Annotated in this window: 18 protein-coding genes; 10 read left to right on the forward strand and 8 right to left on the reverse strand. The window is 54.9% G+C overall.

Annotated elements, in window-relative coordinates:
* Together Abin_RS15590 and Abin_RS03965 are read left to right on the forward strand one after the other, a co-directional pair.
* On the forward strand, positions 1 to 407 hold a 407-nt coding region (locus Abin_RS15590), incomplete at its 5' end, for a hypothetical protein (protein WP_219810477.1).
* A gap of 118 nt (positions 408 to 525) precedes the next feature.
* Positions 526 to 930, forward strand: coding sequence for a terminase small subunit (locus Abin_RS03965; RefSeq protein ID WP_084593455.1), 405 nt, complete (start codon positions 526 to 528; stop codon positions 928 to 930).
* An 88-nt stretch (positions 931 to 1,018) separates the two neighbouring features.
* On the opposite strand, the gene Abin_RS03970 is transcribed toward Abin_RS03965, so the two are convergent.
* From Abin_RS03970 to Abin_RS03985, 4 genes are all read right to left on the reverse strand, one after another.
* A complete protein-coding gene (locus Abin_RS03970; RefSeq protein ID WP_048845076.1) occupies positions 1,019 to 2,218 on the reverse strand; it encodes a tyrosine-type recombinase/integrase in 1,200 nt (399 codons plus the stop codon).
* 383 nt (positions 2,219 to 2,601) lie between these two features.
* The gene (locus tag Abin_RS03975) at positions 2,602 to 4,464 is read right to left on the reverse strand and encodes a Hint domain-containing protein (protein WP_084593447.1); all 1,863 of its coding nucleotides are present in this window, start codon (positions 4,462 to 4,464) and stop codon (positions 2,602 to 2,604) included.
* Positions 4,465 to 5,409: 945 nt separating this feature from the next.
* The gene (locus Abin_RS03980; protein ID WP_170237862.1) at positions 5,410 to 5,583 is read right to left on the reverse strand and encodes a hypothetical protein; all 174 of its coding nucleotides are present in this window, start codon (positions 5,581 to 5,583) and stop codon (positions 5,410 to 5,412) included.
* Between the two features lie 72 nt (positions 5,584 to 5,655).
* A complete protein-coding gene (locus tag Abin_RS03985; protein ID WP_052948160.1) occupies positions 5,656 to 6,843 on the reverse strand; it encodes an alpha/beta fold hydrolase in 1,188 nt (395 codons plus the stop codon).
* Positions 6,844 to 6,908: 65 nt separating this feature from the next.
* Here Abin_RS03985 and Abin_RS03990 point away from each other — a divergent pair, with 65 nt between their 5' ends.
* Complete coding sequence (locus Abin_RS03990; protein ID WP_048845077.1) at positions 6,909 to 7,124, forward strand: zinc-finger domain-containing protein; 216 nt, start codon at positions 6,909 to 6,911, stop codon at positions 7,122 to 7,124.
* 73 nt (positions 7,125 to 7,197) lie between these two features.
* On the opposite strand, the gene Abin_RS03995 is transcribed toward Abin_RS03990, so the two are convergent.
* Positions 7,198 to 8,430 carry an MFS transporter gene (locus tag Abin_RS03995; protein ID WP_048845078.1) on the reverse strand — a complete coding sequence of 411 codons (1,233 nt, stop codon included), beginning with the start codon at positions 8,428 to 8,430 and terminating at the stop codon, positions 7,198 to 7,200.
* A gap of 86 nt (positions 8,431 to 8,516) precedes the next feature.
* The gene (locus tag Abin_RS04000) at positions 8,517 to 9,407 is read right to left on the reverse strand and encodes an amidohydrolase family protein (protein WP_048845079.1); all 891 of its coding nucleotides are present in this window, start codon (positions 9,405 to 9,407) and stop codon (positions 8,517 to 8,519) included.
* Positions 9,408 to 9,630: 223 nt separating this feature from the next.
* Between Abin_RS04000 and Abin_RS04005 the strand changes: the two genes are divergently transcribed.
* Positions 9,631 to 10,149, forward strand: coding sequence for a thioredoxin family protein (locus Abin_RS04005; protein ID WP_048845080.1), 519 nt, complete (start codon positions 9,631 to 9,633; stop codon positions 10,147 to 10,149).
* Between the two features lie 44 nt (positions 10,150 to 10,193).
* On the opposite strand, the gene Abin_RS04010 is transcribed toward Abin_RS04005, so the two are convergent.
* Complete coding sequence (locus tag Abin_RS04010) at positions 10,194 to 11,309, reverse strand: glycosyltransferase family 61 protein (protein ID WP_048845081.1); 1,116 nt, start codon at positions 11,307 to 11,309, stop codon at positions 10,194 to 10,196.
* Positions 11,310 to 11,490: 181 nt separating this feature from the next.
* On the opposite strand from Abin_RS04010, the gene Abin_RS04015 reads away from it, so the two are divergent.
* Positions 11,491 to 13,704, forward strand: coding sequence for a protein-disulfide reductase DsbD family protein (locus Abin_RS04015; protein WP_084593448.1), 2,214 nt, complete (start codon positions 11,491 to 11,493; stop codon positions 13,702 to 13,704).
* 67 nt (positions 13,705 to 13,771) lie between these two features.
* Here the strand turns inward: Abin_RS04015 and Abin_RS04020 are convergent, their stop codons facing one another.
* Positions 13,772 to 14,845, reverse strand: coding sequence for a DUF3034 family protein (locus Abin_RS04020; RefSeq protein WP_255319351.1), 1,074 nt, complete (start codon positions 14,843 to 14,845; stop codon positions 13,772 to 13,774).
* A 290-nt stretch (positions 14,846 to 15,135) separates the two neighbouring features.
* Here Abin_RS04020 and polA point away from each other — a divergent pair, with 290 nt between their 5' ends.
* The 5 genes from polA (at position 15,136) to Abin_RS04045 (ending at position 22,536) form a co-directional block, all read left to right on the forward strand.
* Positions 15,136 to 17,958, forward strand: a complete 2,823-nt coding sequence (polA, locus tag Abin_RS04025; protein WP_048845082.1) for a DNA polymerase I — start codon at positions 15,136 to 15,138, stop codon at positions 17,956 to 17,958.
* Between the two features lie 4 nt (positions 17,959 to 17,962).
* On the forward strand, positions 17,963 to 18,577 hold the full coding sequence (locus Abin_RS04030; protein WP_048845083.1) for an SCO family protein: 615 nt from the start codon (positions 17,963 to 17,965) through the stop codon (positions 18,575 to 18,577).
* A 44-nt stretch (positions 18,578 to 18,621) separates the two neighbouring features.
* Entirely contained in the window at positions 18,622 to 19,749 is a 1,128-nt protein-coding gene (locus tag Abin_RS04035) for an acyl-CoA dehydrogenase family protein (RefSeq protein ID WP_084593457.1), read from the forward strand.
* A gap of 7 nt (positions 19,750 to 19,756) precedes the next feature.
* Entirely contained in the window at positions 19,757 to 21,484 is a 1,728-nt protein-coding gene (locus tag Abin_RS04040) for an ABC transporter substrate-binding protein (RefSeq protein ID WP_255319352.1), read from the forward strand.
* Between the two features lie 125 nt (positions 21,485 to 21,609).
* Complete coding sequence (locus Abin_RS04045) at positions 21,610 to 22,536, forward strand: ABC transporter permease (protein ID WP_237595191.1); 927 nt, start codon at positions 21,610 to 21,612, stop codon at positions 22,534 to 22,536.
* Positions 22,537 to 22,547: the final 11 nt, after the last annotated feature.

A 22,547-nucleotide genomic window follows, 5' to 3' on the forward strand; every position in this document is an offset into this window, starting at 1 on the left:
ACCGAGAGAGCCTGCGCGTTGTCATGCCCATTAGTGTTTCATGGTCAGACTGCAATTATGGAGGCAGGCGGCCTTGGATGATCTGCCCATATTGTGCGAGGAGGGTCTCGGCCCTGCACCTGTCCAGCAATTCCAAGCAGCTTGCGTGTCGGCATTGTTTCAACATGACCTATGAAAGCCGGAATGTGGACGCCATAGGCCGGTCATGGATGAGGCAGGAGAAGCTCTTGCAACGAATTGGCGGGAGTTGCGGAGGTAGTTTTTCCTCACGTGATCCGTCCCGACCAAAAGGGATGCACCATGCAACGTATCGTCGCATCCATGAGGCCGCTTTCGATGAAATGTGGCGACGTGAGGAGGCTCTAAACGATTTCTGCATGGCGCGGTTCGGGTGCCGGTGGGGCTGAGTTTTGTGACCAGTACGCGCACGCGCGCGAGGGTGGAAGCTTTTTCCGCTGCTCTTACAGTGGCGAAGCAGTGTGACCGGGTTTGCTGATAACAGCGGCTCTGAGCAAAGCGGCCCTCTTGAAAAAACATGAAATCGAAAGAGTCAGCCTGTTATCAAATGTTAAGGTTGCGCAGGCCGCTATCCGGGCCGGGTATAGCGAGAAAACGGCTGGGAGGATCGGCTCCGAGAACCTCCAAAAACTTGATATTCAAAACGCGATTTCAGAGGCGGCCCAAGGTTTAATTCAGCCAGAAATTTTAATTCGCACGCGCAAAAAATGGGGAGGTGTTCGGTCCACACACAAGCCGATTTCAACCTTTTGCCCCCCTATACCCCCCCATCCCAGAATGGCGCACTTATACAAACTCTCGTTTGTGGTGCGGTCCCTGCTCCATAAGCCAAGCCAAGCCCGGTTGCATACACAGGCGCTCCCGACAGTCCCTACAACGATATTTGCATGTCGGGACCAACTTGCCCCCTAAAAAACGGGAGAAAATAGCCATATTTTGGGCTGCTCCCGACAATCCCGACAGTCCCGACACAAAAATACAATACCGGATGCGCTTTACCTCATCCCCGGCAGTGTGCGGCCCAAGCCTCCATAAGCGGGCGGCGCTGGTCCAGCAGGTCAGTCCTTCGGTAAGCGGCTTCAACCTTGTTCTCTATGGCGTGGGCAAGGGCCATTTCCGCAACATCACGAGGGCAGGCGTTGGTATCAGATGTCCAGTCCCGGAAGGTGGAGCGCAAGCCATGCACTGTTACCTCCTTTGTCTTGGCGGCAAGGTGAAGGGCTTTGCTTAAGGCGACATCAGACAGAGGCTTGCCTCTCTTGTGTCCGGGAAAGACAAGATCACCGGCAGCGTGGTCACGGAGGGGCCGCATCTCCTCAAGAACGGCCAGCGCATCGGCAGACAGCGGCACGCGATGCTCCCGACCAGCTTTCATCTTGTGGTCAGGGATGGTCCAGATTTGGGCTGCCATATCAATTTCAGACCAGACGGCTTTCCTCACTTCCCCAGACCGGGCGGCAGTCAAACAGCAGAAGCGCACAGCCTTGGCTGCAATGCCCTCCGATGCACACAGGGCGGTGATAACCGGGGCTATATCTTTCCACCCCACGGCGCTGTAGTGCTGAACCTTCATCAGCTTTGACGGAGGCGGCAGTGTGGCAGACAGGTGCCCCCTCCATCGGGCCGGGTTTTCGCCCTCACGCCATCCCTGTGCGCGGGCATAGTCTAAAATGCGTTCAATCCGGCCTCGAAGTCGTCCCGCTGTTTCTGTCTTTTCTGTCCAGATTGGACGGAGGGCCGCAAGCACGTCCTGAGTGTCGATGTGGCGCACGGCCTTCTTGCCGAACACTGGAAAGACATGCTGCGAAAGAGAGCCCGTCCATGTTGCTGTTGCTTTCTGGTCTTTCCAGCCGGGGGCCTGTTCCTGAATGTAGCGGGCAGCCACTTCGGCAAAGGTAACGCCAGTCTCTAACTTGCGCTCAGCCTTCGCTTTCTCACGCTCCACTATGGGGTCAAGGCCGCTCTCAATCATGCGGCGGCAATCAGAAGCACGGGCGCGAGCGTCTGATAGAGACAGATCAAACGCACTCCCCAGACTCATCTGGCGGCGCGTGCCGGTCACGGGTGACTTGAAACGCATTTCCCAAAGACGGGAGCCTCCCTTTGCCACAAGCCACAATCCCCCTCCGTCACATATGCTTCCGCTCTTGTGACGGGAGATATGCAGGGCAGTCAGACGATTGGGCGGAAGACGACTCATGATATTTACCCCTCTTGTTACCCCCCTTAAAACATGGGCTTTAGAGGTACGTCCAGAAACAACGGTGGACACATCAGAGAGTAAGGCACTAGAAAATAAAGGGTTTTTGGAACGCCCTGAAACTATCTGGGACTCTAGTTAGGCGGTTCTCGGGTCCGCCATTCTAGAAAAATCCATCTTAAACAATAAGTTAACGCTTACGTTTGCCAATTTTATTGTGGGTTTGCCAGCTTTGCGCTTTATAAGCCGACTAACTAATCTGCCACATGCCCAATGATTGTTGTAAACTAATATTTTTTAAGTAAAGATGCTATTGTATTGACAAGATAAACCCCCAGTCCCTGTACGGAATGGGGGTTTACGCTCAGCTATATTCGTAAAACTTAGCCCGCTAAGGTTTTCCGTGAAGTCTCATCAAAGTATTCAGTAAGAAGATATGGCCCTGCTGCCTGAATATTGACCATCAGCATGCCCATTTTATTTTTTGCCAAATCACCAAGCGTCAAAATAGCACTCCCATTTGTCCAGGCTGATTTGCCGCTTTCGGTGGGATACCACCCTTCAGATGCCTCTGTCTTGAGATGAGTGGACAAAGTTTTTACTCTGCTCCCGACCATAAAACTGATCTCCCCCACGCAGACGCCGAGAAGACGCCGGTCATCGACAAAGGGACCAATGGCATCGCTTGGTCGGCTGGCACGTGAAACGATGCGCACACTCTGTACATTTGCTGGCATCATAAAGCTGTAAGTCATGCCTGCACTCCGTACGGGCCTGATGATTGCGCCTTTGTCGGTCACGAGATGAAGGTCTGCGTCCATGGTGGTCTGCTGCACTTCATCGCGATTACCGACTTTTTCAGCTAACACCCTGAAAAGTGGTTCAACGAACGCACGGTCAACACACAGCGGGGCTGCCGCATCATTTTCCCAATTTTTAGTGGTGCCCCCGATGCTGATTACCGGTCCATTCTGGCGAAATGTAGTACGGTTGCCAGTATTCAGATAGCTTTCTGTAAGAACCCCATCCGCAGAAATGACTGCATGCTCGTCTGTTTCAACGTGATAGTAGTCGTAAGACGTCATTGTCTTATCATATACGATGGAAATACCGTTAACCAACATGCGGACAGGAACAAAACGACCTTCAAAAAACAAGCAATGCTCGGGAGTGATAAGTAGGTCTTTATAAGGAACGCCTTCTGCCAACGCATTTTTAAAAACACGGACCGGATAACCTGCATCTGCTTCAGGCAACCCTTCACGCACTGTTGCATGCTTTTTACCGACCCAGACAACAGAACGTGGGACAGTTGTATTATTACGCCAGTTGTAAGTGGCCAGTTGATCACCAACGCTTACTGTTTCTACGGCGCATAGACCGCTCGATGTTTCAATCATGCTTCCTGCAAGAAAGCAGACACCGATGTAAGTATTAGATGCATCATAAGTGATTGAGAGTGGATTGGCCCCGCTATCAGGAGTATATGTGCCAGACGCTAAAGTTACACCAGATGCAAGGTTGGCCTCGTAATAGCCAATTTCAGTAGTCCCATTATAAAGTGTAACTGCAGATGACCCATTGTTTGTTGAGATAGAATAAGACGTAACTTGAGTTATTTGACCCTGAAGTTCAATAACATCCTTACTAGGGTTGTAATTATTTATTGTTGTTCCACTCAAATTAATAAGCGTTGAGTCGCCATTCGCAATCAGCGTTCCGCCACCATCGCCAAAATTGATTGTAGAGCCACCAAGAATATTCACAAGCCCAACACCGGTATTAAACTTGCCACCGTAGGCAATGTTAATTGTGCTGCCGCTAAGTGCATTTGCTAAAAGGGACCCAGAAAAAGTGGCCGTTCCACCATACACATTTATGTTCGAAGCACCGATTGCGTTGACCGCCACATTAATTGTTGTGTCACCACCAATATAAAAAGTATTACCCGCCAAAAGAGACACGGCAATGTCGATGCCACCTGTCGCCCCAGGGAGTGTTACAAATGTTCCTGATGAAAGAGTGCTTAAAAGTTCAGTATAGCCATCCGTGCCAACAACAACACCACCTGTTCCAAATAGACCTGTACTTAAAAGCCCCGTGTTAATGTTTTTATTGTTTAGAATGTAATTTCCGTTACTATCGGTAATTGTTGCTGTGTAGCTGCGCCCTCCATTAAGAGCAAAACCATTGTCAACAATCGTGTAAGTGATGCCATTCACAGTTTGAGTGTAAGTTGTAGCCATATCACTTCTCCCGAGCTGTAAAGCTTCGTTAACGAATTCGGTGATTAGAAATAAACTAACACCGTCGTTAGGCTACAAGGCTGATATAACAAAAAGATACCAAATTCGTCCGAAATGAAATATTTGTAAAAATTATGAAATTTTCAGGACATTTATGTGGCAATAGAATAATAGACAAATAACTTTTCTGTATGCTTTTCTTTTTTAATTATATATGTTAGTTTTTATAAAATTTTCTTTTTATATTCCTTTAATTTATATTTTAATTGAATACAAAATGTGATTATTTTAAATTTTTTTACTTTTTTATTTATTATATTTTTATTTTTTATAAAAATATAATAAATACATGGAATATTTATAAATACTATTTGTTAATTATATAATTTATGCTTTTAACTTCTAGAAAAATAGCTATTTTTTAACATTTTTATATGTATTGTTTACGCTGCCGTCAGATTAAATTCTAAAACGTACTGTCTGATTTATAGATGAGCAACAATTAGTCAACCAAGCAGATGACTCGCTTTATTTCTGAGAGCCCGTTCCTTTTGATCTGCTAAGACGCCCCTAATCACCTCTCTATTTTCTATCGAAACTTTGCGAGAGCGATATTGAGTCTGCGCTTATGCTTACTTTCTACGTAACGCTTCCCTTTTATAATTGTTTTTGCAGGCGATGAAGCGAGACACTTCCAACCATCTATGATGGCTTTCAAGTCTGAACGTATCATAGCTTTTGGGGTGGAAGATCCAGGGTGCCACCAGTTATCTTTTGTGCACCGCATCGTGCAATCTGTTTTTTGTTCCGTTAATTGAGTTAGCAGAACGTCTTGTTGATTTTCACACCTTCAATCGTGAAAAACCGCTGCGGCACTGAGCAAGTATCAGGCTCGGTGGCAGCGGTTTTCTTAGGCATTACAAAATAATCGGTAAAAGACGGGGTTTATTTTCCGTCCGTCGCACGGTCTATGGCACGGCCTGCTTTTTCAGCCGGCCCCTGTGGCGGATCAAGCGTATCCTGCACTTTTTCACCAAATGTTTTTTTATGTGGCTGACAGGCTGTTGCTGTCACCCCGACAAAAGACAGAGCAACCAGCATAAGAACGAAACGGCGCATGGGGTATTCCCTCTTAAAACGATGTTTCTGTTCAACATTTCTGTATGAAAATGGTTGCATGCCAAGACATAATTAAGGGGACACCACCCCATCAAGCTGCGCGGGCAGGAAAAGCGGCACGCCGTTTTTGCCCCATTGTGTCTGCCCCTGCCCCAACGCTGCCCATGCCGATGCGGTAAAATCTCCCCCTGAAGGGAGCCATGTTTCAGGGTTTATCATCCAGCCCACCATATCCGTCATAACCATCTGGCCATTTCGATCACGTAGGAGAAGATGGTGGCCGCCGGGTATCAGATCTCGCCGAACGGTGGATGGCATCGTCTGCCAGATGTGCGCCATGGCCTCTGGCGGGACAAGCTGATCCTGATCTCCATACACACACAGCACTTTGCCATGCAGGGCGGGGGCGGCTTGACCCGCCTGTTTCATCAGGCCGACCAGCCCCCTCAAAGCCTCCAGACGGGTGGCTCGCAGGGTCAGAGGGTCGTAATAGAGACGTATCAAGGCCGCCATATTATCGCTGGCCACAACATGCACGGGTAGTTCACGCCCTGTAACCAGATTTTTAGGAAAAAGCGTCGCCACCACCCGTAGCGGTACATCCGCCCCAACACCCAGATTCCAGACAGCGGGAGCCAGCAATATTGTGCCTGCAACGTGAGGCGCATCCGGTTGAGCCATAAGCAGCATGAGCAGAGCACCACCCATGCTCTCCCCTGCAAGATATAGGGGTGTGTTTGGGTGTGCAGCGCGTATCTGGGCAATTTCATCGCGCATGTCGGCCAACATACGGGGCACCCCAGCCCAGCCACCCCGCATTGGGGCCTGCCCGAACCCGCGCTGGTCTGGCGCAATAACCGTAACGCCGTGCTGGGTGAAAAACGGTGCAGCACTCTCCCACGCATCTCGGCTATCGTTAAAGCCATGATATGCCAGCAGGATGGCGTGCTCCGGCGCCGTAGCGGGCCAGCGGCGGGCGGGTATAACCGCGCCATCGGAAACAGGAAGGCCCATGTTTGCCGGAACCAGCCGTGCCGCAGCCGCAAATCGGGCTGGGGGCGTGGGGGCTGGCGGCATGGTGGAACTGCATGCTGAAGCCATGCTCAACAGGCTGACGCAACAGGCGGCGCACAGCTTTTGCCTGCCATCACCATAGCCCTGCACCCGCTGAAACAGTGTGGAAATGACGGTAAAAACGGACATGCTCACGCGTATGGGATGTGAAGAGAGGTAGATACTGGCATCTTCAACGCGTATCATCCTGCGCACTATGACGCCAGAGAGACCCCTGCGCGCCCAGCCTTGACCGAGAGAGGATTGGCGGAATGCTTATTCAGCCCACCACCCCCACCCCGCGCCCCCGGCTTGGGCATGTGGAAACCATTGTTGTTGATACACGCAAAATCGCATGTGATGGCGGATTAGGCGCACTGGGGCACCCGCGTGTTTTCCTGAAAATTGGGGGACACCAGACTGTGTGCCCCTATTGCTCCCGTCTGTTTGTTCTGCAACCCGGCGCGTCCGACGCACACGGACACTGATTTTTCTTAAACATGCTGCACGATGATCAGGGCCTCATCGTGCAGGTCGGTTTGCTCATGAAAGCCCTGCTTTTCAGTTTGCGCTTAAAACCTTGCCTTTTGTTTCTGGCAGACACAGCACAATCAGCAGCACCGCCCCATAGGCGCAGGCGGCAAAGGCGCAGATGGCGTTTCCCAACCCCATAGCCTGACTGAGAAACCCGATTAAACCAGGGAAAAACGCCCCCATTGCCCGCCCGAAATTATAGGCAAAACCCTGCCCATTTGCCCGCAAGGCATGAGGAAACAGTTCGGAAAGATAAGCGCCCAGACCACTGTAAATACCAGATGCAGAAAACCCTAACGGAAAACCTGCTATCAGCATCTGGGTATTGGTCAGCGGCAGCAGCAGATACGCTATCACGCTGCACAGAGACAGCACGGCAAAAAATGAAAAGGTTGGCTTGCGGCCCCATAAGTCAGCAAGGAACGCCCCGCATACATACCCCAGAAATGACCCGATAATTACAACCATCAGGTATTCCCCGGTATGAATGACCGATAATCCGTGTTCCTTTTCCAGATACGTCGGCAACCAGGTTGTGATGGCGTAGTAGCCCCCCTGAATGCCAAGGCACAGCAAAGCTGAAAGAGCGGTTGTCTTAAAAAGTGAGGGGCTGAAAATTGCCCAGAACGGGGGCGTATCTGCGTGGTCACGTTTAGCCATAACCGTTTTGAAGGCAGCGGGTTCAGGCACATGCCGCCGAACATACAGCACCAGAAAGGCCGGAAGAATACCTATCCAGAACAGGCTTCTCCATGCCGTATCAGCAGAGAGCAGGCTGAAGGCCAGCGCATAAAACAAGGCTGCTGCCCCCCACCCTACGGCCCAGCCGCTTTGAATCAGGCCAACCGCTTTGCCCCGATGTTCGGCCCGCACAATTTCACCCACCAGCACGGACCCCACAGCCCATTCGCCGCCAAAGCCAATACCCTGCAATGTGCGCACAATAAAAAGCTGTGTAAAATTCTGGCAAAACCCAATCAGGAACGTGCAGACGGAAAACCAGAGAATACTGGCCTGTAAAAGCCGCACACGCCCGAAGCGGTCAGCCAGAATACCAGCGCCCCACCCACCGATTGAAGAAAACAGAAGCGTAACCGTGACCAATGCCCCGGCAGAGGCTGCACTGATGTGCCATAGCCCTATCAGTGTGGTGATAACGAAGGTGAAAATCATGTAGTCAAACGCATCAAGCATCCAGCCGCCAAAGGCTGACAGGCAAGTTGCTTTTTCCGCGCGGGAAAGCCTGGCCAACAACGCCATTCTGATCTCCATTTTTTATTTTTATTGAGATATCAGCAGGAAATGAAAAATGTGCCCAACAGGGTGCGCGATAAAGCCGCCTTTCTTCAGAAACAGTACAAAGTTTCCGGGTTCTGCACCAATATCTTCTGACGCAGAGCCTCATCAGGTGCCCAGTCGGCCAGCCTGGAAAGAAGAGTTGTTGTGTCAGGCATTTCCCGCACAGACACATGCGGCCAGTCTGACCCCCATACCATTCGGTCCGGGTTGGCCCGGATTAGCCGCTGCGCAATAGGCGTCACCAGCGTCATATCATCCAGTTTCTGCACAAGGCGGTAGGCCCCTGACAGTTTTACCCACCAGCCTTTGTCGGCAACAAATTTTTCAAGGGCCTTCATGGCCCCCACATCCGGCCCCGGTGTGGGCGAAAGATAGCCCATATGGTCTATCACCACCCCGCACCCTAACCGGCCAATACGCGGCAGCAATTCCAGCGCGCGGGACACATCAATCAGAAACTGGATATGCCAGCCAAAGGGCGCAATTCGCATGGCAAGCTGCTCCATGGTTTCAAGCCCCACACCACCGCGGAACAGCGCGTTGATGCGCACGCCCCGTATGCCCTGCTTATGCATAGCCTCAAGGTCGGCATCACTGGTCAAGTCCGCGTCTATTACCGCTACCCCACGCAAACGGTTGGGGTGGCGTGACAGCACGTCACGCATATAGCGGTTGTCCGTGCCATAAATGCTCGGCTGGACCAGCACACCACGCGCCAACCCTAGTGCATCCAGCATGGCCAGATACGCATGCTCCGGTGCGGCGGGGGGCGTATAACTACGATCTGACGTGAGGGGAAAATGCGCTGTATCGGCCGAAATAACGTGCGCATGGGTGTCACACGCCCCTGCTGGCACGGAAAATGTGGGACGATGAAGCGGACTGAACGGTGCGGGGCAATCAACTGTGTCGGCAGAGGGTAAAGCAGAAACGGACATGGCGCACTCATGAAAAGCAGGCGGTTGGGTCCGCCTTTTGCTGGATGTTATGACACAGCAGGATAGCGATTGTTTCTTATAAAAACGTCTTTCTTTTCATAAAGAAAGCGTGATGCCCTATGCCGGGCCTATTGCACCGCCTTCAAACGGACATTGACGAAACCCACCTGTATCAGCTTACACTCAAACCACGTTATTTTTATGAAGCACGGAGTGTGCGCGTATGATCTTTTATCGGTCCTTTCCCGCCCTGTCTCTGGCAGCAGGCCTCACGCTGGCTGCAACCACGGGGGCAGCTTTTGCCGCACAGCCTGTGCCACAGGTCGGCAATGCCCAGATAACAGCGGTCGCCCACCCTTATGCCGCACCAGAAGACGCACCGGCTGCGGTTGAAAATGCATTTGCCCAGGCCAAGAAAACAGGCCGGAAAGTGTTGCTGGATTTTGGTGCAAACTGGTGCCCGGACTGTCGCGTGCTGGCAGGCGTGCTGAGCCACCCGGCGATTGCCCCGTGGGTTGCTGAAAACTTTGTGGTCGTGTCCGTGAATGTGGACCACTTCAACAAGAACATGGACATTGCCCAGAAATACGGCATCAAGATTAAAGCTATTCCGGTTGCGCTGGTTGTCACCCCCGATGGCAAAGTGCTGAACGCCGATGCCACGCTGGAACTAGGTGATGCCCGCACCATGTCCGCACAGGCCGTGGTTGATAAACTGGCAGAATGGAACAAGCGTTCCTGATAGCCAGCACATCATCCCCGGTGGAAACGGGGCATGATGTGCCATTAGGGCACAGTGTCGCGTGCATAATCTGCTAGCTGTTTGGCACGCTGCACAATGGCGGGAACATTAAACGCACGTTGAGACCCGGCAACATGGCTTTCCGCCTCAACCCCGGTTTCAACCAGTTCCCCCCAATAAGGCAGGCCCATCTGAGTGGCCAGCGACAGGGTGCAAGGGTTTTGATGGTGTTGGGGCACCAGTTCAAACACCACTGTGCCGGGGCGGCACCATGCCAGATTGGCCATGCCCGCCCCCAATGCCCCCACAACAATCCGGGCCTTTGCAAACAGACGGGCCTGTTCCGCAATGCTCATGGTTTCAGGCCTGACGGCGGTAAATCCTGCCTCGGTAAGGGCCTGCGTCAGGGCTGCCTCATTCGGCATGGCACGGTTTGATGCTGCGCCGCGTTCAATAAACAGGTTCAGCGTGCGCTGCTCCTGCCCGGTTACCCCAGCTTGCGTCGCCAGCGCATGGTACGCGCTCCGTGCAAGAACGGATGGGGAGAAGTCAGCCGCCCCCCGCACGTAATCAGTGTAGAGAACAGTCTTGAAGGCATAATGTTTGCCGGGCTGGGTTAGGATGCTGTGGGCCGGGTCAAACCCGACCAGCCGCACTGTTTCCTGCTGCCATGGGGTCAACTGCGGCAGAATAAGCTTACCGTTAAAGCCCTGTTGTTTCAGTTGAAACAAGGTGGGGACGGTATGCACCAGCCAATGATAGTAATTGGTGTCCCAATGGTCGAAGCAGGCAGCAACATCTTCTGCGGGGGACGCGATCAGATCGTCCGGCCTTATGGTCAGGGCCGCAAGTGCATCGGGTGATTGGAGATAATTGGTATCGGTAATCAGCCGGCCCTGCTGCAAAAACACCATCAGGGATCGGTCAAGCACAACGTCCTTTAGCTTATACTGGCGCAGCGTCAGAGCATCAGACACCCAACCGTGAAACACGGACTGACTCCCATCGGGCAGCACACCATCCTGCACCAGCAATGCCGCCTGCGGAGCAATGACCTCCAACTCGGTCACGTTGCTGGCAGCCTGCATGAGCGTAAGGGGCGATTGCGGCGCGGCTGGGGAGGCTTTTTTCTTTTTCAAAAACCGGCTGAAAAAAGACATTCTTCCCCCATTTACTGAGCAAAAACAGAACCTGTGTGACGCGCTTCGCCTCTTATTCAGCACCTTACGCCACAGCAGAGTGCGGGAAAACAGGCCCATCGCGTAACACTGGGCCGTGCCCTGCGTTGCGTTCTTCGCTATAAGACGTGTCATCCCGGTTTTTCCAAGCGAAAGTTTGTGCATGCGCTTCCATGCTTTGCCCTGTTCTGACCATTCTGCACCCAGCACTGGGGTACGAAGCCTCGACCGCACTGTTCTGCGTTCTTTCTGGAGCCTTCGTGCTTTTGCTCTGGCCGCACTGTGCGCCGGTGTGGGGGGCGTGTTCGCTCTCTCTCACCCCGCCCAGGCCAGTGAAAGTGCTGCCGTCAGCACCGAGCATAGCGTTGCGACCCTGATAACAGACACGGACACAACTGACGGCACAACGCCCCTGCATGTTGCCCTCCGGCTGAAGCTTCAGCCGGGTTGGCACACATACTGGCAAAACCCCGGTGATGCTGGGGAAGCTACGGCTGTAGCCCTTACCGCCGATGGCCACCTGACCGGAAAAACCGACCATATTGACTGGCCGACACCGCAGCGCATTCGGGATGCGTCGCTGATGTCCTATGCTTACACAGGCGATGTCGTGCTGCCACTGACCTTGCCCTTGCAACAGGTCTCCGACGCAAAGACCCCGGACACGACGCTGAAAGCGCATGCAAGCTGGCTGGTTTGCGCCAGTGTGTGCGTGCCAGAAGAAGCTGACCTGACCCTTACGTTACCCACAGGCGCTGCAACGCCATCAGCACAGGCGCCGCTGTTTGCACGGGCTGCACAGGCAACGCCCGTGCCGTCACCTTATCAGGCCAGTATTTCCCCTGACGGCACATTGCGTCTGACCGGGCAGGATCTTTCCCCACGCGCCGTGAAGGAAGCGTGGTTCATGCCTGACAAGCCGGGGCTGATTGATCAGGCCGCGGCCCAGAACGAACAGATTGACGATGGCAGCATTCTTTTTCATCTGAAGCGTCTGCCTGACTTTGCCGCATCACAGCCCCTGTCTGGCATTGTGGTGCTGAAAGATGCCGCAGGGAGCGAGCACGCCCTGACGCAGACGGCTGCGGCCATTGCTGGCCCGGCTCCCTCCGCTTCTGCTGGCACCAGCGGTTTGCAGACTGTGGGGTTCCTACAGCAGGTTGCCTTCGCCTTTCTGGGCGGCCTGATTTTGAACCTGATGCCCTGCGTGTTCCCCATTCTAGCCATGAAGGCGCTGTCTGTTGCCAAACTAGGCAAGGCTGAACGCCGCACGCAGATAACAAGCGCCGGGTGTTATGCGCTGGGTGTTATGGTGACGTTCCTTGCGCTGGGCGGTATTATGATGGCCCTGCGCGTGGCCGGAGCAGCAGAGGGCTGGGGCTTTCAGTTTCAGTCACCGTTATTTGTCACGGCCATAACATGGCTTCTGTTCGCCATGGCACTGAACCTGCTAGGTGTTTTTGAATTTCTGCCCGTTTCAGTCGGGGGATTAGCCACGCCCCGGCATGGGCACCTGCATGATGTGCTGACAGGTATTTTAGCCGTTGTGGTGGCCACGCCCTGCACCGCTCCCTTCATGGGGGTTGCCATTGCGGGGGCTTTGTCAGGGCCGCCTGTGGCGGGGCTGTCTGTTTTTGCGGCAATGGGGCTAGGGCTGGCTGCGCCCTATCTGCTGTTGACCACGGTGCCCGGACTGGCGGCCCGTATGCCGCGCCCCGGCCCATGGATGCAGTATCTGCGCCAGTTTCTGGCTTTTCCGCTGCTTGGGTCATGCGTGTGGCTGCTATGGGTGGCCTCGCTTGAAGGGGGCGCGTCGGTTGTTCTGTTGCTGGCCACGGGGCTGGTTCTTCTGGGCTTTGCCGCATGGCTGTACGGGGTTGCTCAGGCCCGGCTTATTCAACAGGGCCATACGCGGACCAACGCTGCCCTGCATGGCCTCGCCCTTATGGGGTTACTGGCGGCACTGGCTCTGCTGCCTGCCCTGCGTCACCCGGCCACTGGACAGGCTGCGTCGTCAGCTTCTGGCCTGCCCAAGGGAGTAGAACCCTTTACAGAAGCCCGCTTCAAGGAACTGAAAGCTGCGGGTAAACCCGTTTTTGTGGATATGACCGCAGCCTGGTGCATTACCTGTCTGGTGAATGAACGCGTAGCACTTGACGTGCCCAGCACGCAGGCTGCGTTTGCGGCACAGGGCATTACAACCCTGCGGGGTGACTGGACCAACCATGACCCCGCCATCAGCGCGTTTCTGAAAGCACATGGCCGGGATGGTGTGCCCTTTTACATCTACAGCCCGGCCCATGGGCCAGATACTGTGCTGCCGCAAATTCTGACCCCGGGTTTGGTCATTGGCACCATCGAACAGAAATCACCCTGATTTTTGGCCGGGCGGCCTCTTTCTGTCCTGCTGCCTTATCGGGTTATACCGCCCGCATAGTCGCGACTTAAAACCCAGTCTGGAGCGATACGTAAGCGCCGGTCTGGGTGCGGTAGGTGGCAATAGTGCCTAACGACACATAAGCCGCCGTTATGTTCAGGTGTTTATTCACAAAATAGCTGGCATACACGTCAAACCAGTTACTTTCGGGGGTGAAATTCTGGTTGCGCGGCTTGGTGCGATACTCAACCCCGATAACCAGCCCCGGAATAAAAGACGGTAGATACCCTAAAGACCCCTCGAACTGAGGGTAGTAGTTATCGTTCCGGTCGCCACCAAAACCCAGAATACCCCATTGGTTTCCTTTTGTCAGACGCATGGTGGTATCAACCAGCAGCCCAATTTTGGGAAAAAGCTTGGTCATGGCAATGTAAACATCTGCACCGTCTGTATGTTTGGACCCGACGGCGTGAATGACCTTTGAATCACCGTCATGTTTATACATGGCGCCCACGGCAATCTGCGGCATCAGGGTTTTGTCGAGCACATGCCCCAGCAGCCGGACCTTAATCCCCCCTGTATCCAGATCAAACTGATAGCCACGGCCAATCCCCAGCTTGGCCCCCGTGCCGCCAGTCTGGAAGAAATTATGCGAATATGACAGTTCAACCCGGTCATAAAAGCCCATCAAGGCCCCGAAATTCTGGTCGGTATAATTGGTGACATTCACGTAGCTATAATGCACCGCCAGACCCATTGCTTTTTTGCTGCCATAGCCGCCAATGGTGGCCCAGCTTGCAATCCCGCCGCCGCTTGATCCTTCAAGCGAGCTTAACCCGCTGGTGCCAAGTGTTCTCTGCCCGTCAAATAATTTGCTGAAAGAAAAATCATCATTCTGCGTGGCACCCGGCTGCGTATCGGCCGGATGCTCGGTGGCGGGATGCAAGGACACGGTGGGTCTGTTCTGCGCCAGAGTGGTCTGGCCTGCTACTGCTGTGCTTCCCCACGCCGTCAGGGCGGAAACAGTCAGGACAGCACGCGCCAAAACAGTTTTTGTGACAGAAGCATCGGTCTGAATAACAGAAGATGTTTTGAAAATTCTGTTATTATATCTACTTCTCATCCGTTTTTTATCTGCCATAATTTCTTCCCCCTGTTCAGAAGCAGGCTACACAGGGCACTTGGGCGCAGTAGCATCACGTCTCTGTTTATATTTCTGTGAATACAGTTAAAAGGGCAGGAAATCTGCGGTAATTTATGCGTATATCTTATTCACAAACCAACCAAACACGTCTGTAAGCCGCACGGTTGCTAAGGTGCGGCTGGCGTTGACGCCACCAACCTGCCCCCCTCACGCTGGACAGATGGCGCAAGGGCGCATATCCCAAAACCATGCTTTTTCATCCCTGCGCCCTAGTCTGAGCCCCCGCCATGACCCAATCTGACGCTCCTCATCTGGTATTGGTCGATGGCAGCGGATTCATTTTCCGTGCCTTCCATGCCCTGCCCCCCATGACCAGCCCCAACGGTGTGCCGGTTAATGCCGTGTATGGCTTCACCAACATGCTGGCCCGCCTGCTGCGGGAGCATGTGGGCACGCATCTGGCTGTGGTCTTTGACGCAGGGCGGCAGACGTTTCGGTCAGACATCTACCCGCAATACAAAGCCCACCGGCCAGAACCACCAGAAGACCTGCGCCCGCAATTTGCGCTCATCCGCGATGCCACCAAGGCCTTCAACGTGCCCGGTATTGAATTGCAGGGCTGGGAAGCAGATGACCTGATCGCGTCTTACGCAACAGCAGTGCGGCAGATAGGGGGCACCTGCACCATTGTGTCTTCTGACAAAGACCTGATGCAGCTTGTCGGCCCCGGCGTGTGCATGCTTGAACCCATAAAGCAGACCGCCATTGGCGTGCCAGAAGTCGAGGCCAAATTTGGCGTCACACCAGACAAGGTGATAGACGTGCAGGCCCTGATGGGTGACCCGACAGACAACGTGCCGGGGGTGCCGGGTATCGGACCAAAAACGGCGTCGGCTCTGGTCAATGAATTTGGCACATTAGAAGCCGTTCTGGCCGCAGCGCCTGAAATGAAAAAGTCAAAGCGGCGCGACATGCTGATTGAACATGCCGACGCTGCGCGCATTTCGCGCAAGCTGGTTGAGCTGGCGTGTGACGTACCCCTGCCCCTGCCGATTGATGACCTGGCCGTGCGCGAGATGGACAAGGTTGTTCTGGCAGACTGGCTGGAAGATATGGGCTTCCGCTCTGTTCTGACACGTCTGGGCGTTGGGCATCCGTCTGGCGCACACGCGCACCGTGCTGCGCGGGCCGCAGCCCATGCTTCGGTCAACGGTGGCGGCACAGAAAGTGCCGCGCCCACAGCCACACCGGCACAAAGCGAAGCGGTAACCGCTGCAACAGCGGCAGCCTATGGCCCCTACGAAACCGTGCGCACGGCCGAAGCCCTGCAAAAATGGGTCAGCATGGCGCAGGAAGCCGGACTGTGCGCGGTTGATACGGAAACAGACGGACTGGACCCGCTGCATGCCAATATGGTTGGCCTGTCTCTGGCAACGGCCCCCGGCAAAGCCTGCTATGTGCCGCTGCGCCATGAAGGCACGCTGGAAGAACCGGCAGGCGAGCAACTGACGGCAGACGCCGCTATCAATCTGATCCGGCCGCTGCTGACAGATGCCAGCGTGCTGAAAATCTTCCAGAACGCCAAGTTTGACCTTCTGGTGTTTGACCGCGCAGGGCTTGATTTTGCCAGCATTGCCCCTGTTGATGACACCATGCTGATCTCCTACGCGCAGTCTGCCGGGTTGCATGGGCAGGGCATGGACGAACTCTCGACACTGCATCTGGGCCACACACCCATCAGCTATGACAGCGTGACCGGCACAGGGCGTAACCGTATTCCGTTTACGCAGGTGCCGGTTGGTCGGGCTACGGAATACGCGGCAGAAGATGCTGACGTTACCCTGCGCCTGTGGCATGTGCTGCACCCTACCCTGCGCACCAATCAGGCATTGGCCCTGTATGAACAGATTGAGCGGCCACTTTCGCCTGTTCTGGCAGCAATGGAAAAAGCCGGGATAGCGGTTGACCGTGCAGAACTTGGCCGTTTGTCAGAAGATTTTGCCACACGCATGGCCGTTATGGAAAAAGAAATTCATGAGGCCGCAGGGCGGGAGTTCAATGTCGCGTCCCCCCGCCAGCTTGGTGAAATCCTGTTTGATGAAATGGGCCTGAAAGGCGGCAAGCGTGGCAAGGCCGGGGCATGGAGCACAGATTCCTCGGTGTTGCAGGACCTGGCTGACCAAGGGCATGACCTGCCAGCGCGCGTGCTGTCCTGGCGGCAGTTGGCCAAGCTGAAAAGCACCTACACGGATGCGCTGCTGCGCCAGACCACCACGGAAGACCGGGTGCATACCTCGTTCCAGATGGCAATTACGACCACCGGCCGGTTGTCTTCCAACGAACCCAATTTGCAGAATATTCCCATCCGCACGGAAGAAGGCGGCCGTATTCGCCGCGCCTTTATCGCGCCCAAGGGGTACAAGCTGATCTCGGCTGATTATTCGCAGATTGAACTGCGTCTGCTGGCCGATGTGGCAAATATTCCAGCCCTGCGTGAAGCTTTTGAACTGGGGCAGGATATTCACGCCCGCACAGCGTCCGAAGTGTTCGGTGTGCCGTTGGAAGGCATGGATGCGCTGACCCGTCGCCGCGCCAAAGCTATCAATTTCGGGATTATCTATGGCATTTCAGCTTTCGGGCTGGGGCGGCAGCTTGGTATTCCCGCAGGGGAAGCGCGATCTTATATTGATGCGTATTTTGCACGGTATCCGGGTATTCGTGACTATATGGAACGCATGCGCGAACAAGCACGCACGCTGGGCTATGTGCTAACCCCATTTGGCCGCCGCTGCTATGTGCCCGGTATTCAGGAAAAAAGCGCTGTACGCAGGCAGTATGCGGAACGGCAAGCCATTAATGCGCCCTTGCAGGGCGGTGCGGCAGATATCATCAAACGGGCCATGGTGCGGTTGCCTCATGCGTTGAAAGAAGCCGGTTTTTCAGCCCGCATGCTGCTACAGGTGCATGACGAACTGCTGTTTGAAGCCCCCGAAGCCGAAGCCGAGGCGGTAGCCGCTTTGGCCCGTACCATTATGGAAGCCGCCGCAACACTTTCCGTTCCGCTGGTGGTGGAAACCGGCATAGGCCACAACTGGGCAGAGGCACACTGAGACAATGACCCCTTCAACAAAAAATGTTGCTCTGGTTAGCGCGGCTATTCTGGCCGTTGCAGGCGGTGCAGGGTACATGGCCGCCCAATACGCCATGCATCATGGCCCAACACTAAGCAGTTACGGGAACGAAGTCGGTGGCTCCTTCCGCCTGATGGACGCCACAACCGGCACCATGACAGACCAGACCTTTCATGGCCGCTGGATGGTGGTTCTATTCGGGGCAACCCACTGCGCGCAGGATGCGTGTGAACCGGCCCTGCGCAATATGTCAGCCGCACTTGATCAGGTTGATCCGTCAAAGCGCAACGCTGTGATTATTTTCATCAGCCTTGACCCTGACCGGGATGATGCTGACCATCTGCGTGAATATGGGGCCGCCATTGGGCCGCGTGTGGTCGCAGGCACTGCAGCCCCGCTTTCTCTGGTTGATCTGGCCAAAGAATATCACGCACCCATTGAAAAAGTGGATGACCCTGAATGGACTTACACCATGAAGATGTCACCCCGTTTTGTCATCATGGACCCCAACACCCGCTACCGTGGCACCGTTGATGCAAACCAGAGCACGCAAGACATGGCCGCCCATCTGGCGACCATCATGAAAAAAGCGGACTGATTATCAGGGGCGTTACGCACGCATCTGATACCGGAGGAATGATCATGCCAGATTTTTCTGAAATACTGCCTGACCTTGTCAGCCGTTTTTCTGATCGGGCTGCGGCGTATGATCTGTCTGGTGACATCGCCCTTGATAATCTGGCCGATCTGCGCAATGCGGGCCTGCTGGCGCTGACGGTTTCTCCGCAGTACGGCGGGGGCGGCAAAATGTTGCAGGATATTGTGCCGCTTATTCAGACACTGGCGCAGGGAGACCCTTCCACTACGCTTATTCTGGCCATGCAATGCCTGCACCATAAAAGTATAGCGGACTCGCGCCACTGGCCGGAAGCAACACGCAAACTGGTATCAGACAGCGCGGTGCAGGACGGTGCCCTGATTAATGCCCTCCGCGTGGAACCTGAACTGGGCACGCCGTCCCGTGGGGGACTGCCCGCAACGCGGGTGCATTATGAAAATGGGCAATGGGTTCTGAATGGATGCAAAATCTATTCAACAGGCTCAACCGCCTTACGGTGGGGGCTGGTCTGGGCTGCCACAGCAGAAGACACCCCCCGCACGGGGCAGGTTCTGGTGCCCATGGATGCACCGGGGGTGCGTATTGAACGAAGCTGGAACCAGCTTGGTATGCGTGCCACAGGCAGCCACACTGTTCATTTCAAGAATGTCCTTCTGCCAGAAGATTTTCTGGTAGACCTCCGCTCACCGGACGCATGGCGCGGCGAAGGGCAGGATGTCATTATGTGGCATGCCATTCTGATTGCGGCCTTGTATAACGGTGTGGCACATTCGGCCCGTGACTGGCTGATTGGGTTTCTGCACCAGCGGGTTCCAGCCAATCTGGGTGCATCGCTGTCCACCCTGCCTCGTTTTCATACGCTTCTGGGCGAAATTGACGCGTTGCTGCTTTCAAACCGGGCGTTGCTGGCTGACTGGCTCACCCGTTATGCAAAAGGCAAGACAAACCCGACGGAAGCCAACCTGACAAAATATTGCGTATCAGAAAACGCCATTACCAGCGTGCAGAAAGGCGTCGCGGCGATTGGCAACCCGGCCCTTAGCCGTGACAACGCCCTTGAACGGCATTTGCGCAACGTACTGTGCGCCCGCATTCATACCCCGCAGGCTGACACGGCACTGGCTGCGGCAGGTAAAACAGCATTGTCCTGACTGACATATGCAGATTGTAAACCACACGCTCTTCCACGCAGCCCTGAAGACTGCTTTTGCGGGCGCTTACCTGCTGGGGCTATCTGTTTTTCAAACTGTCGCACTGGCTGCCCCCATCGGCGAACAACCTATGCAGGTAGCCACGCACAGGGGTGGCACGCTCAACCTGACAGCACAAAGCTCTGGCGGCACGCTTGACCCACAGGTGGCGTATATCTCGCTCACCAAACAGATCGAAACGCCAGTTTATGACACGTTGCTGACTTACCCGAAGTTTTCTGGCCCCGGCGTGCAGCCCGTTGCCGCTAATCTGGTTGAGCAGGTTCCACACCCTGAAGACGGTGGCCTGACATATCGTTTCACCCTGCGCCCCGGCATTTATTTTTCCAACGGGCAGGAGCTGACGGTCGAGGATGTCGCAGCCTCTTTCCGCAGGCTTTTCAAAGTTGGCAGCCCGACGGCTGGCCCGTATTATAGCCATATTATTGGCGCGGATGCCTGCCTGAAAGACCCGGTACACTGCACGCTCTCTGGTGGCATAGAAACGAATGCCACCACCCGCAGCATTACGTTTCATCTGACATCGCCCGACCCGGAATTTCTGGAGCGTCTGGCATGGGGCCATTCGGCCATCGTGCCTGCCGCGACCCCACCGCATGACATGGGGAATACGGCCCCACCCGGAACCGGGCCTTACCGGGTCGTGGCCTATGATCCCACGCAACAGTTGCTGCTTGAGCGCAATCCGTATTTTCGTGAATGGTCACATGACACACAGCCCGCGGGCTATGCAGACCATATTCATCTGGTCTTTGGGCTTGAACCGGAATCTGAAGTCACGGCCATTGAAAATGGTCAGTATGACTGGATGTATGAAGACGTACCGCTTGACCGATTGGGGGAGGTCGGGTCCCGTTATGTGTCGCAGGTGCAGCTTTATACGCTGCTGCTGTATTACTACGCCGCACTGAACACGACCCTGCCGCCCTTTGATAACCTGAAAGCGCGGCAGGCTCTTAATTATGCCGTCAACCGGCATGCGATGGTCATTTACCATGGCGGCTCCGCTGTGGCACTGCCGGCGTGTCAACTCTTGCCGCAGGGCGCGCCGGGGTATGAACCATCCTGCGCCTATACCAAAGGCGCATCCCCCGACCATCCGCTTCCCAAATGGCAGGCACCCGACCTTGAAACGGCGCGTCAACTGGTGCACGAAAGTGGCACTGCGGGGCAGAAAGTAACAATCGTGGCCCCGTTGGATGGACGCTACGGGTCAATGGCCATGGAACTGCGCAGCACTCTGGCGGCCATAGGCTATAATGCCGTGGTCCGTAGCATGACGCAGACGGTGCAATTCCCTTACGTGCAGAACAGTGACAACCACGTTCAGATAGCCCTGACCGGCTGGCAGGCAGATTATCCGTCCGCAGCGTCTTTTTTGCAGACATTGTTTGCGTGCGGCAGTATCCACCCGCATTCGGACAATTCGCTCAATATGTCAGCATTCTGTAATCCGGCCATTGATGCCAGAATGGATCAGGCCGCCACACTGGCTTTGACAGACAAAACAGCCAGTGATCACGCATGGGCAGACGTTGATCGGGCGCTGATGGCGCAGGCTCCGTCCGTGCCTTTGGTGCAGATCAAACGGGTTACGCTGTTGTCAAAACGCGCGCGTAACGTCATCGTAACACTCAATGATGATATTCTGCTCTCCCAGCTTCAGGTCCAATGACGGCTGATACTCCTTCTTCGTCCGGTGCAGCCAGTGCTGTGGCCAGCGCAAACGTAGCCGCACAACCGCGCCCCTTGGGGCCTTGGCGGCAGGCTGGCCGCACGCTGGTCCGTAACCGTGCCGCCATGGTGGCGCTGGCAACCCTTGTGCTTGTCACGCTGCTTTGCCTGTTCGCACCGTTTTATGCGCATGACATTGCGCATGTTGACCCGTTCACATCCAACGTGGCCGGCAGCATCGTGCTGGATGGGCATGAGGCAGATATCATGCAGCCGAACGATAATCCGCTGCATCTGGGCCTTAGCCCCATTGGGCCTACGGGCCACGCCGCCTATCTGCTGGGGGCAGACAGTCAGGGGCGCGATGTTGCAGCACGGCTGTTCTACGGTGGCCGTAACTCGCTGCTGATTTCGGCCTCTGCGGCGGTGCTGTGTCTGATTCTGGCGGCCTGTGCTGGCATTGCCGCAGGGTTTTTTGGCGGCCTTGTGGATACCATTTTGTCCCGCCTGATGGATATTATGTGGGCGGTTCCGGTTTATCTGTTCGCCATTTCCCTTTCTATCGTGACCGTCAGTCAGGGGCTGAAACTTGGCCCCTTTGTGATTGAAGCCGATAATCTGCTGATCCCGATTGTGATTATTGCGCTGGTGTATGTGCCTTATGCCGCCCGCCCCATTCGGGGTCGGGTGCTGGCATTGCGGCAGGCCGAATTTGTTACGGCGGCCCGCTGCCTGGGCGTGCCGCGGTGGCGCATTGTGCTGTTTGATATTCTGCCAAATGTCATGACAACGCTGGTTGTGCTGGGCCCCCTGTTGATGGCGCTTGCACTGCTGGCAGAAAGCGCCCTGTCGTTCCTGTCCATTGGTGTGCAGGCACCGGCAGCATCATGGGGCACCATTATTCAGGATGGGGAGGGACTGATCTACACCCGCCCGATGGTGGCAGTCGCCCCTGGTCTGGCCATTGTGATTGTGGTGCTTGCCCTGAATATTCTGGGTGACGGACTACGCGATGCGCTGGATGTGCGCGATGCCGCACGGCGGTCTGCATGATGGAGCACCAG

The sequence above is a fragment of the Acetobacter indonesiensis genome (assembly GCF_000963945.1).
Taxonomy (GTDB): domain Bacteria; phylum Pseudomonadota; class Alphaproteobacteria; order Acetobacterales; family Acetobacteraceae; genus Acetobacter; species Acetobacter indonesiensis.

What these genes read in the sequence shown, in the direction of transcription:
- Abin_RS03970 (WP_048845076.1), bottom strand. Translation starts at nt 2,218, where the DNA reads ATGAGTCGTCTTCCGCCCAATCGTCTGACTGCCCTGCATATCTCCCGT.
- Abin_RS03975 (WP_084593447.1), bottom strand. Translation starts at nt 4,464, where the DNA reads ATGGCTACAACTTACACTCAAACTGTGAATGGCATCACTTACACGATT.
- Abin_RS03980 (WP_170237862.1), bottom strand. Translation starts at nt 5,583, where the DNA reads ATGCGCCGTTTCGTTCTTATGCTGGTTGCTCTGTCTTTTGTCGGGGTG.
- Abin_RS03985 (WP_052948160.1), bottom strand. Translation starts at nt 6,843, where the DNA reads ATGATACGCGTTGAAGATGCCAGTATCTACCTCTCTTCACATCCCATA.
- Abin_RS03990 (WP_048845077.1), top strand. Translation starts at nt 6,909, where the DNA reads ATGCTTATTCAGCCCACCACCCCCACCCCGCGCCCCCGGCTTGGGCAT.
- Abin_RS03995 (WP_048845078.1), bottom strand. Translation starts at nt 8,430, where the DNA reads ATGGCGTTGTTGGCCAGGCTTTCCCGCGCGGAAAAAGCAACTTGCCTG.
- Abin_RS04000 (WP_048845079.1), bottom strand. Translation starts at nt 9,407, where the DNA reads ATGTCCGTTTCTGCTTTACCCTCTGCCGACACAGTTGATTGCCCCGCA.
- Abin_RS04005 (WP_048845080.1), top strand. Translation starts at nt 9,631, where the DNA reads ATGATCTTTTATCGGTCCTTTCCCGCCCTGTCTCTGGCAGCAGGCCTC.
- Abin_RS04010 (WP_048845081.1), bottom strand. Translation starts at nt 11,309, where the DNA reads ATGTCTTTTTTCAGCCGGTTTTTGAAAAAGAAAAAAGCCTCCCCAGCC.
- Abin_RS04015 (WP_084593448.1), top strand. Translation starts at nt 11,491, where the DNA reads ATGCGCTTCCATGCTTTGCCCTGTTCTGACCATTCTGCACCCAGCACT.
- Abin_RS04020 (WP_255319351.1), bottom strand. Translation starts at nt 14,845, where the DNA reads ATGGCAGATAAAAAACGGATGAGAAGTAGATATAATAACAGAATTTTC.
- polA (WP_048845082.1), top strand. Translation starts at nt 15,136, where the DNA reads ATGACCCAATCTGACGCTCCTCATCTGGTATTGGTCGATGGCAGCGGA.
- Abin_RS04030 (WP_048845083.1), top strand. Translation starts at nt 17,963, where the DNA reads ATGACCCCTTCAACAAAAAATGTTGCTCTGGTTAGCGCGGCTATTCTG.
- Abin_RS04035 (WP_084593457.1), top strand. Translation starts at nt 18,622, where the DNA reads ATGCCAGATTTTTCTGAAATACTGCCTGACCTTGTCAGCCGTTTTTCT.
- Abin_RS04040 (WP_255319352.1), top strand. Translation starts at nt 19,757, where the DNA reads ATGCAGATTGTAAACCACACGCTCTTCCACGCAGCCCTGAAGACTGCT.
- Abin_RS04045 (WP_237595191.1), top strand. Translation starts at nt 21,610, where the DNA reads ATGGTGGCGCTGGCAACCCTTGTGCTTGTCACGCTGCTTTGCCTGTTC.